The sequence below is a fragment of the Gemmatimonadetes bacterium SCN 70-22 genome, from assembly GCA_001724275.1.
In the GTDB taxonomy this organism is placed as follows: Bacteria; Gemmatimonadota; Gemmatimonadetes; order Gemmatimonadales; family Gemmatimonadaceae; genus SCN-70-22.
The window spans coordinates 15,232-31,702 of sequence record MEDZ01000014.1; the positions used below are offsets into that span (position 1 = coordinate 15,232).

Annotated in this window: 11 protein-coding genes; 5 read left to right on the forward strand and 6 right to left on the reverse strand. The window is 69.3% G+C overall.

The genetic code is table 11. The annotated features are described in order from the left end of the window. Positions 1–36 precede the first annotated feature (36 nt). Entirely contained in the window at positions 37–2,424 is a 2,388-nt protein-coding gene (locus ABS52_08660; protein ID ODT03527.1) for a hypothetical protein, read from the reverse strand. Positions 2,425–2,620: 196 nt separating this feature from the next. Between ABS52_08660 and ABS52_08665 the strand changes: the two genes are divergently transcribed. Beyond that, the gene (locus tag ABS52_08665) at positions 2,621–3,892 is read left to right on the forward strand and encodes a glutamate/aspartate:proton symporter GltP (protein ID ODT03528.1); all 1,272 of its coding nucleotides are present in this window, start codon (positions 2,621–2,623) and stop codon (positions 3,890–3,892) included. 15 nt (positions 3,893–3,907) lie between these two features. On the opposite strand, the gene ABS52_08670 is transcribed toward ABS52_08665, so the two are convergent. Both ABS52_08670 and ABS52_08675 read right to left on the reverse strand, forming a co-directional pair. After that, complete coding sequence (locus ABS52_08670) at positions 3,908–4,666, reverse strand: hypothetical protein (GenBank protein ID ODT03529.1); 759 nt, start codon at positions 4,664–4,666, stop codon at positions 3,908–3,910. After that, positions 4,636–5,424 (reverse strand): 3-deoxy-7-phosphoheptulonate synthase, encoded by a 789-nt coding sequence (locus tag ABS52_08675; protein ODT03530.1) that lies wholly within the window; start codon positions 5,422–5,424, stop codon positions 4,636–4,638. The genes ABS52_08670 and ABS52_08675 overlap by 31 nt, the downstream gene beginning before the upstream one ends. A 441-nt stretch (positions 5,425–5,865) precedes the next feature. On the opposite strand from ABS52_08675, the gene ABS52_08680 reads away from it, so the two are divergent. After that, positions 5,866–6,426: a hypothetical protein gene (locus ABS52_08680; GenBank protein ODT03531.1), complete on the forward strand. Its 561-nt coding sequence runs from the start codon at positions 5,866–5,868 to the stop codon at positions 6,424–6,426. 205 nt (positions 6,427–6,631) lie between these two features. Continuing rightward, on the forward strand, positions 6,632–6,817 hold the full coding sequence (locus tag ABS52_08685) for a hypothetical protein (GenBank protein ID ODT03532.1): 186 nt from the start codon (positions 6,632–6,634) through the stop codon (positions 6,815–6,817). A gap of 93 nt (positions 6,818–6,910) precedes the next feature. Here ABS52_08685 and ABS52_08690 read toward each other — a convergent pair whose 3' ends face one another. Further along, entirely contained in the window at positions 6,911–8,086 is a 1,176-nt protein-coding gene (locus ABS52_08690; protein ID ODT03533.1) for a hypothetical protein, read from the reverse strand. Between the two features lie 73 nt (positions 8,087–8,159). After that, entirely contained in the window at positions 8,160–9,461 is a 1,302-nt protein-coding gene (locus tag ABS52_08695; GenBank protein ODT03534.1) for a hypothetical protein, read from the reverse strand. A gap of 214 nt (positions 9,462–9,675) precedes the next feature. On the opposite strand from ABS52_08695, the gene ABS52_08700 reads away from it, so the two are divergent. Then, positions 9,676–11,154, forward strand: coding sequence for a hypothetical protein (locus tag ABS52_08700; GenBank protein ODT03535.1), 1,479 nt, complete (start codon positions 9,676–9,678; stop codon positions 11,152–11,154). 323 nt (positions 11,155–11,477) lie between these two features. Next, the gene (locus ABS52_08705; protein ODT03536.1) at positions 11,478–15,143 is read left to right on the forward strand and encodes a hypothetical protein; all 3,666 of its coding nucleotides are present in this window, start codon (positions 11,478–11,480) and stop codon (positions 15,141–15,143) included. Positions 15,144–15,299: 156 nt separating this feature from the next. Here ABS52_08705 and ABS52_08710 read toward each other — a convergent pair whose 3' ends face one another. Beyond that, a complete protein-coding gene (locus ABS52_08710; protein ODT03537.1) occupies positions 15,300–16,457 on the reverse strand; it encodes a serine hydrolase in 1,158 nt (385 codons plus the stop codon). Positions 16,458–16,471: the final 14 nt, after the last annotated feature.

Below are 16,471 nucleotides of genomic sequence, written 5' to 3' on the forward strand. Positions count from 1 at the left end.
GAAAACGGTGCGGCACCCGCGCGCGCACGCGCGCATCTATTTCGCGGGGGGGGCCCCCGCCAGGCTCAACACGATCATCTCCTCCCCCGGCACCTCGAGCACCCCCTTCTCCAGCAGCCGGTCCATGTCGCTCGGCGCCAGCGGCTGGCTGAACAGGTACCCCTGGCCGTAGTCGCACCCGAGGTCGCGCAGCCGCGCATGCTGCCGCGCGTGCTCCACCCCCTCGGCAATCGTGCGCAGCGTCAGCAGGTCGCCCAACGCGATGATCGTGCGCGCCAGCGCATCATCCTGGCCGCTCCCCATCAGTCCATCGGTGAAGCTGCGGTCGATCTTGAGGATGTCCACCGGGAACTGCTGCAGGTACGACAACGACGAGTAGCCGGTCCCGAAGTCGTCGATCGCCAGGCGCACGCCGAGCGCCTTGATCTCGTGCAGGCGCTCGATGGTGAGCTCCGCACGCTGCATCAGCGCGTTCTCGGTGATCTCGAGGACGAGCGTTTCCGGCGCCAGCCCGCTCTCGGTCAGCGCCGCCTGCACGTCGGTGACGAGCGTCGGCGATTCCAGCTGCCGCACCGAGATGTTCACCGTGACCGAGAAGCGCTGCCCGTCCGTGCGCCGCCCGTTCCACTGCGCGGTGCGCTGGCACGCCTGCCGCAGCACCCAGCGGCCGATGGGGATGATCAGCCCCGTCTCCTCGGCGAGTCCGATGAAATCCGCGGGCGGAATGTTCCCCTTGGTGGGGTGCGACCAGCGAAGCAGCGCCTCGATCCCGAGCACCTCGTGCGAGTCGAGCGAGACGATCGGCTGGTACGCGACCCAGAACTCGTTGTTGTCGAGGGCGCGGCGCAGGTCCCCCTCCAGCGTCACGCGGTCCACGAGCGCCGCGTGCATCGAGGGATCGAAGAAGACATGCCCCCCGCAGGCCGCACTCTTCGCGGCATACATCGCCACGTCGGCGTTGCGCAGCAGTTCCTCCACGCCATCGCCGGCGGCGGCACGCGCGATCCCGATGCTCGCGCTCACTCGAACCGTCACCCCCGACGAGAGCGGCACCGGCGTGCTCAACGCCTGCTCGATGCGCCCGGCCACGATCGTCGCGTCGTCGTCGGTCCGGACGTTCTCGAGGAGGACGGCGAACTCGTCGCCGCCGAGCCGCGCCACGGTGTCGCACCCACGCGTCGCGTTCAGCAGGCGCGTGGCGACGATCGACAGCAGGTCGTCGCCGGCCGCGTGCCCGAGGGTGTCGTTCGTTCCCTTGAAGTTGTCGAGGTCCAGGAACATGACCGCGACGAGATCGTGCTCGCGGGACGCACGTGCCAGGGCATGCTGCACGCGGTCGCGGAAGAGCGAACGGTTCGCGAGCCCCGTCAGCTGGTCGTAGAACGCCTGCTTCAGGAGCTCCTTCTCCAGCGACTTGCGCTGGGTGACGTCCTGCAGCACCGCGATCAGGCGCGCCCCGCTCTCGGCGGGGGCGCGCGTGAGCGTGAGGCTCCCCCACACCGGCCCGCTGTCGCCGCGCACGTACCGCTGCTCACCCGACACCGAGCCCCGCTCGCCCGACACCACCTCGCGCGCCATCGCCCCCACGGCGTCGCTGTCTTCGCCGGCCGCGAAGCCGTGCAGCTGTTCACCCGCCAGTCGCTCGGCGGTGGTGCCGAGGAACGTCGCGAGGGCCTCGTTGGCCTCGATGATCGTCGACGACTCGCTCAGGAGCGCCACGCCGACCCCGGTCTGCTCGAACACCGAGCGGAAGCGGGCATCCGCGTTGCGCCTGGCGGAGATCCCCTTCACCAGCGTGGCCTCGATCCACCCCGTCGCGTACGTCGAGACGACGCCGGCGACGATGAGCATCATGACCTTGGACCCCTCGTCGAGGAGCGTCGTCCCCGCCTGCATCCCCGATACCATGGGGTCGGAGAGCAGCGGCAGGCGCCCGGTGAGGAGCAGGAACGTCACCAGTCCCGCGTATTGCGCCGTGGCCAGGCTGGCGGCGAAGGCGGCCCGGCGTGGCGACCCGGTGAATGGGCGCGTCGCCAGGACGACGAAGTAGATGCTGAAGATCGGCGACTTGACCGCCAGGTTCGGGTCGCCAAACACGCCGTAGCCGAGGAGGAGCAGCGTCGTCGCCGTGATGTCGAGGACGATGTTCGCGAGGAAGAGCCGTCCGCCCGCCCGGCCCGTGCGATGCGCGAACAGGTGCTGTCCGATCGCCCACGCCAGCATGGGGGCGAGGACGACGAAGTTGGTCAGGGCCAGCGGCCGTGACAGGTGAGGGGCGTACACGGTCGCGGCGATCGCCAGGACCCCCATTACGGCGATGCGCACGCCGTTCACCCGCAATTCCGCATCGGCGAACTGCCGCCCGAGAAGGGTGGCAGTGTCTGCGTCGAACGACCGATCGCTGTCCTCGTGCGGATTCGGCATGGGTGGAAGCTGTCGCATGTGGGTGGCTCCGCCCTGGCCGAGGTTCGGACGGGGCGAGCCGTCCCCATATAGACGGCCCGGCCGATTCTGAGTCACTTCCAATGTGCTGGCGCCGGCTCCACCCGGGGTGTACCCTCCTGCCCCCCGCGCGCGATCGGTTCCTCCGCCCCTCGCGTCCACCCTCCGTCCGTCCCTGGTGCGCCGCCTCCTCGACAACCTCACCGTCCGCGTCCTCACCGCCGTCGCCCTCGGTGTCGTCGTCGGCATCGTGTGGCCCGAATTCGGCAAGGCGCTGAAGCCCCTCGGCGATACCTTCGTGAACCTGGTCCGGATGGTGATCGCGCCGATCATCTTCCTCACCATCGTCGCCGGCATTGCCACGATTGGTGACCTGAAGCACGTCGGCCGCGTGGGGGGGAAGGCGTTCCTCTACTTCGAGGTCGTCACGACCTTCGCCCTGGCCATCGGGCTCGTGATCGTCAACGTCACCAAGCCGGGGGCCGGCCTCGACGCCTCGTCCATGGCCAAGGGCGACATCTCGCGGTATGCGCAGGCAGGGCAGGAGATGAAGTTCGTCGACTACCTCGTCCACATCGTCCCGTCGAGCGTCGTCGACGCCTTCGCCAAGGGCGAGATCCTCCAGGTCGTCTTCTTCGCCGTCCTCTTCGGCATCGCGCTGACGATGTCCGGCGAGATCGGGCGGAACATCACCGACGGCTGCGAGCGACTGGCCCAGGTCTTCTTCAAGCTCGTCGCGATCATCATGCACGTGGCCCCGCTGGGCGCCTTTGGGGCCATGGCGTTCACCGTCGGTTCGTTCGGGCTCAGGACGCTCCTCCCGCTGGGGCGCCTCATGCTCGACGTGTACCTGACGATGTTCCTCTTCGTCTTCGTCGTCCTCAACGTCATCTGCCGCCTCTCCGGCTTCTCGCTCTGGGAGTTCCTGACGTACATCCGCGAGGAGATCCTCCTCGTGCTGGGGACCAGCTCGAGCGAGGCCGCCCTCCCCGGCATGCTGGAGAAGCTGGAGCGATACGGCTGCAGCAAGTCCGTCGTGCGACTGGTGATCCCCACCGGGTACTCGTTCAACCTCGATGGGACGTCCATCTACCTCTCGATGGCGCTCATCTTCATCGCCCAGGTGTTCCGCGTCGACCTCTCGGTCGGACAACAGATCGGCATCCTCCTGATCCTGATGCTGACCTCCAAGGGGGCAGCGGGGGTGACCGGGAGCGGCTTCATCGTCCTTGCCTCGACGCTCGCCGCCATGCGCGTCGTCCCGCTCGAGGGGCTCGCCCTCCTCCTCGGTGTCGACCGCTTCATGTCCGAGGCGCGGGCGATCGTGAACCTCATCGGCAATGGCGTGGCGACGCTCGTCATCGCTCGCAGCGAGGGCGCCTTCGACGAGGCCAAGCGGGCCGAGGCGCTCGAGCAGCAGCACCTGCGACGCGTGGGCATCGCGGCCTGACGCCGCGCCTCCGCGTCATCCCGCTCCCGGCGAACGGCGGAGGGGGCGCGGCCCGCCCGTAGCCGGGGGCGCACCGGGACGCCGCCCGCGGGATTGCACCACGGCAAAGATGGTCGCGTTGTCGTCGCGGTCGCCGATGCCGCGCGCCAGCAGCTGCAATCCGTAACGTTCCGCGCACCCTTCGGCGGCGATCGCCGCCTCGCGACGGTCGCCGCGCGCCGCCACGTCCCGCGCCGCGCCGGCCGTGTCGTACGCCTCGCGCGGCGCCATGGCGCGATGCCGCGCAAGGAAGCCCCGGCACTGGGCGAGCGCCGCCGGGTGCGAGAAGACCGCGGCAACCTCACCGAGCACGCTCCCCGCGGGGGCCAGCAAGCAGTGCTGCACGGGCTGCCGAATCTCGCCCACCACCTGCAATCCCGCCGCCGCGATCAGCGCCCCCACCCCGGCGATCTCGCCGATGATCTCGTTGCGGAGCGGGAGAACGGCGTACTCCGCACGCCCCGACTCCACCGCCAACACCACGTCGTCGAAGCTCCGGCACGGGACCACCTCGGATCGCGCGCCCCACACTCGCTCGAGGGCGAGGTGCCCATAGGCGCCGCGCTCCCCCTGGAAGGCCACCAGGACCGGGGGCTCGCCATCGCCCTCGAGTCGCTCGGCGAGTCGCTCGGCCAGTCGCTCGGCCAGTCGCTCGGGCAGTCGCTCGGGCAGTCGCTCCGGTCCGTTCCCTCCCGGTGCCACCGTCATCCGGCGCTCGCCGCACGCGCCGTGCACGTCCGACGCGGTGCCGCGTCGAGCGAGAGCACGCGCGCCTCTCCGCCCAGCGGCACCACCGAACGCTGCATCGTCTCTCCAAGCGCCATGAGCATCCGCATCATGTCGTCGAAGGCGCCGGGCGTGAGCGACTGGTCGCCGTCGGACTTCGCCGTCGCCGGACTCGGATGGACCTCCACGATCAGGCCGTCCGCCCCCGCCGCCATGGCCGCGTACGCGATCGGTGCGACGAACTCCGCGCGCCCGGCCGCATGGCTCGGGTCGACGAAGACCGGGAGATGCGTCTCCTTCTTGAGCACCGGGATGGCGGCCACGTCGAGCGTGTTGCGCGTCGACGGCTCGAACGTGCGGATTCCGCGCTCGCACAGGATGACCTGCGTGTTCCCCCGGACGGCGATGTATTCCGCCGCCGACACCAGTTCGTGGACCGTGGCGGCGAACGAGCGCTTGAGCAGCACGGGGAGCCCACTGTCACCCACCGCGTTCAGGAGCGGCACGTTGTACATGTTGCGGGCGCCGACCTGCAGCACGTCGGCGTGTCGGGCGACGAGTTCCACGTGGCGAACGTCCAGTACCTCGGTCACCACGGGGAGTCCGGTCGTGGCGCGCACCTCGGCGAGCATTTCCAGCGCCTCGGTCCCGAGCCCCTGGAAGGCGTACGGCGACGTGCGCGGCTTGAAGGCGCCCCCGCGCAGCAGGCGAGCTCCGCTGGCCGCCACGGCCGTGGCCACCTCGGCAAGCATCGGCATCCCCTCCACCGAGCACGGACCCGCCGCCACCACGAAGGATCCATTGCCGATGCTGACGTCGCGCGCATCGGATCGCCCTCCCCCTACGGCAACTACGGTGGAGGCATGGCCGCGAGCGTGCGACCTGGCAACGAGCGGGGTGTCGGGCATGGGATCCTCGGGACGGTGTGGGTGTGACGGGCAACAAAAAAGGCCCCCGAGTCTTCGGGGGCCGCTGGATCGACGCTGGTATGCTGAACCGCTACCGCATGCTCACGCGCGTGATCGACGCCCCCCGGAGGCCCGGAAGCCGTAATACCACGTAAAGCCGAACCACTGGGTGCGCGAGGAGGCGGTGCTCATGGTCCGCGCAATCTTGGGGTGGGACTCGCGCGACGCAAGGGGGCACGCGACATAACCCTTGACGCCGTCCGCCGGTATAATGGGACAGCCCCGCAACGGAGTCGACACATGGCCGCGCCTCCCCCGGTCCCGGAGTTCTACCTCGTTCGCGGCTTCGAGGTCGTGGTCGAGAACAGCCGTCCCGACATCGTCACCGCCGACGTCGTCGCTCGCCTCGACGAGGCGCTGGGCCTCATCGAGCGCCACCAGCCCTGGCGGCTTCGCCACCTGCGCCGCGACCTGCGCCACTTCTGGGTCGTGCGCTATCCCTGCCGCGGCGCCTACCTGCCCGACCAGCGCGCCTGCATGACGGAACTCACCTTCCTCAACCGCCGCGACATCACCGCCGCCACCGTGGCGTCGTCGATCATCCACGAGGGCATGCACGCGCGGGTGGACCGGATGGGCGTGCAGCGCGAGGGGCGCGACCGGGCGCGCGAGGAGCGGCTCTGCCGACGCGCCGAGCTCGAGTTCGGCCGCTCGCTCCCGGAGGCGTTGGGAGCCCCGGTCGTGGAACGCGCCCTGGCGTCGTTGCAGCTGGCGGATCCGGACGTCGCCCCCGACATCGACTGGCGCCTGGCGATGCAGCGACAGGCCGAAGTGGATCGGCAGGCGCTCGGCGAGCGATAGGGCGCACCCACCCCGGGCGCAGCACGCGCTCGATCCCCCTCGCCTGGCCGAGCTCGCCGCACCAGTCGCTCCCCCCTCCCGGCGCGCCATTTCCCTGACGCATTTCCGGGGCTCCCCGACAGCGTCCATCAGCACCCTCCCTACCGTGGGCAGCACCCCAGGAGGCGCCGCGCACAGCTGGCTTCGCGCCAGCAGGAGGTGAGCCATGGACGCCCTGATGACTGTCCTGCTCCAGATCGTACTGCTCGCCATCCTCGCCGGGTACTTCGCGCTACTGATGGCTGCGGGCTACTCCCTGGCGTGGTTCGCCTGGCACGTGTTGCACGACCACTGGACGCTCGTGCAAACCTGGCGTGAGACTCGCGTCCGCCTCCTCGGGCTGGCGCACTAGCCGCCATCTCGCGACTGGCGGAACGGCGAGGGGGACAGGAGCGTCCGGCGCACCTGGCGCCGTCGCCTCCTGCCCCCACTCAGCGGGCGAACGTCACCGACGCGCCACCGGCTCGAGCCGAACGATCGGGGTCGGCTTCCCCTCGCGGTCCTCGATCGCCAGGTAGATGTAGCCGTCGGGCCCTTGGCGCACGTCGCGCACGCGGCCGATCCCGCGCACCAGCTGTTCGGCCATCTCTGCCTTCTGTCCGGCCAGCGTAAAGCGAGTCACCCGTTCACCCGACAGCCCGCCGGCGAAGAGGTTCCCCCTCCATCCGGGGAACTTGTCGCCGGTGTAGTACATCAGCCCGGACACCCCGATCGACGGTACCCAGACCTGCACCGGCTGCTCCATCCCCTCACGCGCCGTGCCGGCATGGATGGCGGCGCCGGTGCGGTAGTTCACGCCAAACCCGATGACCGGCCACCCGTAGTTGGCCCCCTTCTTGATCAGGTTCAGTTCGTCCCCGCCCTGCGGGCCATGTTCCGTCTCCCACACGTCGCCCGTCTCGGGGTGCACCACGAGCCCCTGCATGTTGCGATGCCCGTAGCTCCAGATCTCGGGCAATGCCCCCTCGCGCCCCACGAACGGGTTGTCGCTGGGCACGCGTCCGTCGTCGTGCAGGCGCAACGTCTTGCCGTGATGGTTGGAGAGGTCCTGGGCAGGGTGCGCCTCCAGGTTCCCCGCCGGCGGCACCATGCGGTCGCCGACCGTCACGAACAGGTACCCCTGACGGTCGAAGGCCAGGCGAGAGCCGAAATGGCCGATCGTCCCGCGTGTCTTCGCGACGAAGATGTCGGCCACCCCCGTTAGGCGATCGTTCTCGAGACGCCCCCGGGCAATGGCCGTCGTCGTCAGGCCGCTGTCCCCGGCCGGCTTCGAGTACGTCAGGTAGACCAGCCGGTTGCTCGCGAAGCCCGGGTGGGGCACGACGTCGAGCAGTCCGCCCTGCCCGCGAGCCGCGACCTCCGGCACCCCCGCCACCGGCGTATCGAGGAGCCTCCCGTTCCGGACGATGCGCAGGCGCCCGGGGCGCTCGGTGACCAGCATGTCGCCCCCCGGGAGGAAGGCGACCGACCAGGGATTGACCAGCCCGTCGACGACGGTGACGACGCGATAGTCGTGCTCGGCGGACTTGTACACCTTCCCCTGCGCCGCGGCCGGGGCGGGGAGCACCAGGGCGGGGGCCACCACGGCGAGTGCCACCAGGGCGAGTAATGGGCGAAGCATTGCGATGTTCCTCGGAGATTGTCTCCGGGGAAAGATGGCGCGTGGCGTGAGGGGAGCCAAGGGTACGGCCCGCCTAACGCGCCGAGTCGCCGGCCGCGCGGCGATGAGTAGGATCGTAGACTTCGAGCGGAATCGATTCGCCGCGCAGGTACGCGCGGATGACGTCGGCGTACATCCCCGGTTGCTCGAGCCAGATGAAGTGCCCGGCGGCAGGGATGGCGACGTAGCGCGCCCCCGGCAGGACCTTCAGGTATTCGGCGGACACGGGCCAGTCGGTATAGTCGCACGTCCCCCGGATGATCAGCGCCTCGGTGGTGACCTTTCCCAGCGCGGGACGCGGGTCCGGGTGGGTGACGGCGTCGGCCAGCGTGTAACTGTTGACGAAGAAGCCAAGCCCCGCGGGATGGGGGATCCCGTGCCCCGGGTCGCTGTAGCATGTGTAGTTCGGCTGCCCCAGCCTTATCGCCTCCTCGGTGGTGCGCGTCCACCACTGGTCAGCCTCCCAGTCGGCGATAAACGTGTGCGCCGAGCGCGGGCTGAAGTCGGCCATCATGCGCCCGATCACCAGGCGCACCGGCGGTCGCTGCAGCGCCGCCAGCGCCGACGCCTGCACGTCCGTCATCCTGGCGCGCGCGGCCGGGTTGATCAGCTCGGGCCACGCCGGGGCCCACAGCGCCCCGGGCGACTCGAGGATGAGCTTCTCCACACGATCCGGATGCTGCAGCAGATAGTTTGTGGCGAGCGTCGCCCCCCACCCCGTCCCGGCCAGGATCATCCGCGGGACGTTGAGCGTGCCGCGGATCGCCTCGAGATCCTCGACGTGGCGCGCCACGGTATACGGCGCCTCGCGCGTCAGGTCGAGCCGTCCCGACAGCCCGGCCCCCAGCTGGTCGTAGTAGTACACGTCGTACCCGTCGTCGCCGAGGAAGTCCAGCGGACGCTTCCCCAAGGCGTGGTAGAAGGGGAGCGCCGGCATCCCGGGCCCGTCGTGCAGCACCACGACGGGCACCGGACGCGCCACCCCCTTCGCGCGCGACACCTCGTAGGCGATGCGCGAGCCGTTGGCGAGCGTCCAGTACTGCGTCTCGCCCGTTGGTTCGGGGGCCACGAGGGTGCGCTGCGGCGCGCGCCCTACCAGGAGCTGCGCGGCGATGGCGTACACCGCCGTCCCTCCCAGCAGCCACCGCAGCGTGCTCGCACGAGGCGCCGAAACCGTGCGCCCGACCCACGACAGCAGGGCATACCCCGCGAGCATGAACGCCGCCAGCGCCAGCGCGGCGAGTGGCCAGAAGCCCAGCGGGAATCGGGCGAGCATCACGAAGGCCGCGACCGCGACGAGGAGGGCGCCGATCAAGGCACCGAGGCGCGCCAGCACAATTCTCACGTGGGACTCCTGGGCGGGAGCATGGGTCGGCGGAAGGGCCGTGGTGGCCACTACGCTCGGCGCCCACACGCGCCCCGTCAATGCCGCCGAAATCACCGAGTCCGCCTACCGGATCCCGCGCCCGACATGCGCGCCCTCTGGCGGATGGGGGCTCGCGGCTCACATTCCCCCGATCACACGTCCCCTCACCGCCGCCATCGCTCGCATGAAGCGCGTCCTCTCCCTCCTGGCTCTCGTGGTCGTGGTCCTGGCCGGCATCATGGGCGCGCGCGCGCTCCGCATGGCGCCGCCGGCCGCGGCTCCATTGGGCAACGCCTCTCCCCTTCCGGCCGTCGACCCGGCGGCGGCCGCCATGCACCTGGCGGGAGCGGTCCGCTTCCGGACCGTGTCGCTCGCGTCGGGCGCTCCCATCGACACCGCAGCCTTCCTGGGATTGCACGAATACCTGAAGGCCACCTTCCCGCTCGTGCACGCCAACCTCAGGCGCGAGCTCGTCGCCGGGCTCAGCCTCCTCTACACCTGGCCCGGGAGCGACTCGTCGCTCGCCCCCGTGGTGCTGATGGGACACTTCGACGTCGTCCCGGTCCCCGAGGCCAACCTCGAGGATTGGGAGCACGCCCCCTTCTCGGGCGACATGGCCGATGGCTACGTCTGGGGACGGGGCACGCTCGACGACAAGTCGACCGTCATGGCCGTGCTCGAGGGGGTCGAGGGGCTCCTGCGGAGCGGTCACAAGCCCAGGCGGACCATCTACCTGACCTTCGGGCACGATGAAGAGGTGGGCGGGCGATACGGGGCGCGCGCCATCGTCGAGCAGCTCGTCGCGCGTGGCGTCGAGCCCGCCCTCGTCCTCGACGAAGGCGGCTTCATGGGGAAGGGGATCCTCCCCGGCCTCTCGCAGCGCAGTGCGATCGTCGGCATCGCCGAGAAGGGGTACGTCAGCTTGCGGCTGACGGCAGCAGCGGAGGGTGGGCACTCCTCGATGCCCACGCCGCGCACCGCCGTCGGGGCGCTCGGCCGGGCCATCGTGCGACTCGAGGACGACCCCTTCCCCACCGCGCTCGATGGCCCCACCGCCCGGATGATCGAGGCGATGGCCCCCTACCAGCCCTTCGCCCAGCGCGTCGTCACCGGGAATCTCTGGATCACCCGCCCCCTGGTCGAGCGCATCCTCGCCTCCAACCCCATGGGGGCCGCCCTCCTCCACACCACGACCGCCCCGACCATGCTCTCGGCCGGGATCAAGGACAACGTCCTCCCCCCGGAGGCGACCGCCGTCATCAATTTCCGCATCCGGCCCGGCGAGACGATCAACTCGACGATTGCCCGCGTGACGCAGGTGGTGAGCGACCCGCAGGTGCACGTGTCGCTCCTCGACAGCGTCGGCGTCGACCCGTCGCCCGTCTCGGACACCAACGATCCCGCCTACAAGCTGATTGCCGCCACCATCCAGTCGATGGCACCCGGGGAGCAGGTCCCGGTCATCCCCTACGTCGTGATGGGCGGCACCGACGCCAAGTACTGGGGCCCGCACAGCCGGCGCGTCTTCCGCTTCCTCCCGATCCCGCTGGGGGAGGGCGACCGGTCGCGCGTGCACGGGGTCAACGAGCGGATCAGCGCCACCGATTTCGCGGCCTCGGTGGGGTTCTTCATGCGGCTGATCGCAGGGGCGGACCGGCTGTAGTCCGACCCTGCACTGGCCGTGTAGGGTTCGCCGGAGAGGGGCGGCAGATATTGCCGCCTCTCGTGTTTTTTCCATCTGCTGCCCGGCGATTCCGAGTTTGCCCTAGCGGTTGTCAGTAGGTCCCCTCAGTATTGTCGACTCGCCTCGTATGTGCGCTGCATCACACGCAGGCGATCATGTGACCGGCGGCGACAATGCTCGCCCGGATTGCCGGGCGGGGCCCGCAAGGCCCTCGCGTCAGGGGAATGGAAGCGGCGCGGTCGCGGTGCGGTTGGGGGTTCAACTTCCAGGGAGGTGGAGGCATGCGGATTCGGCGATCACTGATGTGGGTGGCGGGCGTCCTGTCTCTCGGCGCGTGCGCCGAGCCATTGACGAGCCCCAAGCCGCGGCAAGGAGTGCTGGATGCCGCGATGGCGCCGACGCTGACTGTGGCGACGACGACGAACCTGGTCGTGCGGCCGGGATCGCCGACGATCGCGACCAATAACGTCCTCGGCGCCGCGGGCGATGCCCCGACGGGATTCGCCGACGGAAGCTTCGCATCCGACGGAACGGGCAAGACCGACATCTACTTCACGCCGCAGCTCCTCTTCGGCCGCGACATCACGCTGGGCGAGATCACCAGCATGAGCTACTGGACGAAGAAGGGGACGACACACGCGGCGAACGCGGCCGACTGGTACATCGCGATCTACACCAAGAAGTACGCCGGACAGGCCGATACCAGCAACTGGTACGGGGCGCGCATCGGATCGGAGCCGTATTTCTCGGCCAGCATCAGCGATCCGGCCAACACGTGGAATGAGTGGACGACCGGGGGACTGAGCAACGTGCTGCGCTTCTTCGAGTCCACGGCCGGTGCAACGGGAGCCAACTTCGGATCGTACTCGGCACCGCACTGGCCGGCCTTCGTGGCCGGCAACACACTGACAGGTCCCGACGGCGGCGGCGCGCCGATGGCCACGCAACAGTTGCTGTCGTTCAGCCTCCAGACCGCGACCGGTTGGGCGGCCGGCTTCACCGGCCAGCTGGACGGCCTTCGCATCCGCCTCACCGACGGCTCCGTCGCCACGGTCAACTTCGAGGAGAACCTGCCGGCCTGCACGAGCACCTGCTACGTGGATGCCGCCAACGGAAGCAACCTCAATGGCGGCGCCAGCGCCACCGATGCCAAGAAGACCATCCAGGCCGCCATCAACCAGGTGAGCGCCGACGGCACCGTGCGCGTCCTCCCCGGCATCTACAACGAGGTGGCGCCGGGCAGCATGACGACCAGCCTGGGCGCCCCGGCAGGCGGTTACCAGTTCGGCCTCTTCTTCCCCTCGTCCAAGCCGGGAATCACGCTGATGGGCGTCACCACGGCCGACGCGCCCATCACCAGCGCCAACTCGGTGCAGGCGACCGTAAACACGAACGCCACGAACTCGTTCGGCTACAGCGGCGTCTTCGTCGAGGCGGCCAACACCACCATACAGGGACTCGCCTTCGGCCCGAACACGCCGAGCGACAACAAGACCATCGAGGTCGTGGCCGACAACTTCACGCTGCAATACTCGTCGACCGCTGTTCCCGGAGGGGGCGCTGTGTACATCAGCGAGTTCGACCCCCCTGCCACGGCGGTCGCCAGCTACCACATCCTCGACAACAACTTCGCCGACGCCACCCAGATCGCCATCTCCAGCGGCGCCGGGCAGACCGGGGCGGTGAGCGGGCGCAAGATCACGGGGAACACCTTCGTCCTCGGTGACAGCCTCTGGCCCGCGATCAGCTTCAACGGGGCTGGCGGGGTGCCATGGTTCACCAAGCCGGTCGGCGGCGCCATCGTGACCGGCAACTCGTTCTCCGGCGGCGCCGAGCAGTACATTCGCGCGCGTGGAACCGTCCACGAGCCCGAGTTCGACTGGAAGTCGTTCTGGGACGACAATACGTACGACAAGGGGACCGTTGATCTCCTGACCGAGCTACCCTTCGTCCCACGTCCATTCTCGTACACCAGCGGTTCGTACACGCTCAGCAACGTCCGCCGCATCGGCACGACGATCGCCGGCGAAGTGGCCCTTGCCGCTGCCGACAGCGGCGACGTCGTGCTGGCCAAGGCCGGCACGTATCCGGAGAGCGCGACCATCACTGTCCCGCTCACGCTCAAGGGAGCAGGGATCGGGGCGACGATCATGCAGGGGACCGGTGGCGCAGGCACCGGCCTCTCGCTCGCCGCGGGCCTGAACGGCGTCACCATCCGTGATCTCGGCGTGCAAGGCTTCAACTACGGCATCCAGATGCCGTCCGGCCCGCTGAGCAACATCATCGTGCAGGACGTCGCAGCCACTGGCAACGCCACCCACGGCATCTGGGTGCAGGCCTTCGGCATCTCCAACATGGCCTTCACCCGCGTCAACGCCTCGAACAACAACGCCGCCGGCGGCAAGGACGGGCGAGGCCTCTGGCTCATCAACGGCGTCAAGCAGAACGTCAGCATCACCGACGGGACCTTCAGCAACAACGGGCTCGTCGGGATCGACCTGGGCGACGGCAGCGTCACCGGCGTCACCATCACCGGCAATACGGTCGCCGGCAACAAGGACTCGGGGATCGGCGTCCTGGGACCGCAGGGGCCCGGCACGAACGTCGTCAGCAACAACACCGTCACCAACAACGGGCGCTATGGCATCGAGATCAAGATCCCCAATGGCACCGGCGCCACGAGCGGACCCGGGAGCATCGTCGTCAGCGACAACGTGGTGACCCGCACCATCGCCGCCACCGACGCGCGTGACCATGCCGGCATCGCCGTCTTCCGCCGCAGTGTCGATCCCGCGTTGAACGCGCCGCAGCCGCACGGCGTCGTCGTCTCCGGCAACACCGTGACCGGATATCATCGCAAGCCGGCCGGCTCCACGGGCGACGGCTTCGGCATCGTCGTCGAGGGGACCAACCACACGGTCACCCGGAACATCGTCGCCGACAACGACGTCGGCATCCAGATCCAGAGCGGCAACACCGCAGACGTTCAGAGCACCCCGTTCTTCGACCGCGGCGACGCCACACCCTCCAGCGCCGTCATCAACCGCAACAGCATCACCAACAACGCCGACCACGACGTGCGCAACGTCGGCGCCGCGCTCACCGACGCCACCTGCAACTGGTACGGCCTCGCAACCGGGCCGGCCGCCGCCAGGATCTCGGGGAGTCTCACCACCGCCCCGTGGCTGCTGACGTCGGACCTCGACGGCAGTTGCGCCATCGACACGGAGGGACCCATCACCACGACCAATGCCCCGGCGCCGGCGCCCATCAACACCGCCATCGCCGTGAGCGCCACCATCAGCGACCTCACCACCGGCAACGCACCGCTGCTCTCGTGGGAATGGTCGCGCGACGGCGTCTCGCAATCGAGTGCCAACTTCGTCACGTCGGCGGTCACCCAGTCGGTCTCGTTCTCCGTTCCGGCCGACCTCGCCTCCGACGTCGATGAGATCTGCGTCCGCGGCACCGACGTGTTCGGCAACGTCGGCGCCTGGTCGTGCGTCCTCGCGGTCTGGTACGACCCCAGCGCCGGCTTCGTGACCGGCGGCGGATGGATCAACTCCCCAGCCGGCGCCTACACCGTCGATCCGCTCCTCGCGGGACGCGCCAGCTTCGGCTTCGTCTCCAAGTACCAGAAGGGGAAGTCCACGCCGTCGGGAAGCACACAGTTCCAGTTCCAGGCCGGTAACCTGAGCTTCACGAGCACGAGCTATCAATGGCTCGTGGTGTCCGGCGCCCGCGCCCAGTTCAAGGGGAGCGGGACCATCAATGGCACCGGCAGCTACGACTTCCTCCTCACAGCCATCGACGGGAGCGTCGCGGGTGGCGGCGGTGCCGACAAGTTCCGCATCAAGATCACCAGCTCGTCAGGCGGGCTCGTGTACGACAACATGCTCAATGCTCCCGACACGAGCGACCCGACCACGCTCCTCGGCGGCGGTAACATCCAGATCCACAACAAGTAGTCGGCTTCCCGCCGGCGGTCCATCCTGTACGACAGACGGGCGCCCCTACCGGGGGGGCGCCCGTCTGCTTCTCCGCCAGCTGCATGACCGGCAATCGCGCACCCACGCCGGCGCGGCGGGCCCGATCACGCCCTCCCGCCGGCCACACCACTCCGCCTATCGCACCGCTTCCACCACCGCCTCGAACACCACCATGTCGTCGACCACCGCCCCCTGGGTGGGGTGCGGCCGCGCCCCCCACACCACGATCACGACCTTCGCCGCGGGATTGATGTACACGTACTGCCCGTGGATCCCCTGCGCCGAGAAGGCACCGTCACGCCGCCCCGCCTCGGTCTCCGACGGCCACCACATGTAGCCATAGGGCAGCGGCGCCCCGCCCTTCAGCACCTTCGGGCTCCCCGCCTCGCGCACCCACCCCTCGGGAAGCACGCGCGCGCCATCGACCACGCCGTCGTCGAGCACGAACAACCCGAACCGCCCGTAGTCGCGCAACGTCGCGCTGATCCCGCTCCCACCGATCTCCATCCCGTCGGGCGAGTCGAGCCACCACTTCGCGTCCGCCTCCATCCCCATCGGCTGCCAGATCTTCTCGGACAGGTACGCCGCCAACGGCTGCCCCACTGCGCCGCGGACGATCTCCCCCGCCACCTGCGTCTCGCCGGTGCTGTAGTTGTTCCGTGTCCCTGGCGCCGCTGCTCTCGGCAGTTTGGCCATCACCGCCATCGCGCCCCCGGCGCGCTGCGCGACCTGCGCTTCCAGCAGGTGCCGCCGGTCGGAGCTCGAGTCGGTGTACGTCTCGTCCCACTTCACCCCCGACGCCATCATCAGGACATCGCGGACGCTGACCCCTGCGTATGCGCTCCCCTCGAGCGCCGGCACGTACCGCGTGACGGAGTCGTCCAGGCTTCGGATGTGGCCGTCGTGGATGGCCGCACCGATCAGCGTCGACGTGATCGACTTGGCCACCGACATCGACATCCATCGCGTACGCTCCGTGTTGCCGTACTGGTAGCGCTCCAGCGCCACCTTGCCGTCCGCGAGGACGAGCATGGCCGCCACGCGATTGAGGCGAAGGTAATCGTCCAGGTCGTACGCCCTGCCAGCGTCGGTGAATCGGAGCGCTTCCAGCGGCCGCTCCGACACGGGCAGCACACGCGGCGCGGAGCCTCGCGCGATGATGCGCGTGGGAAAGAGGCGGTCGATGTTGCGGAAGGTGTTGACCGCCATCTCCGGGCTGAGCGCACCGTCGTAGCTCTGGCGCACCGTCCCGATGGGTTCGCTGGCGTGCGGATACGGAGTCGCAGCTGGCATTGACGTGGTGTCGG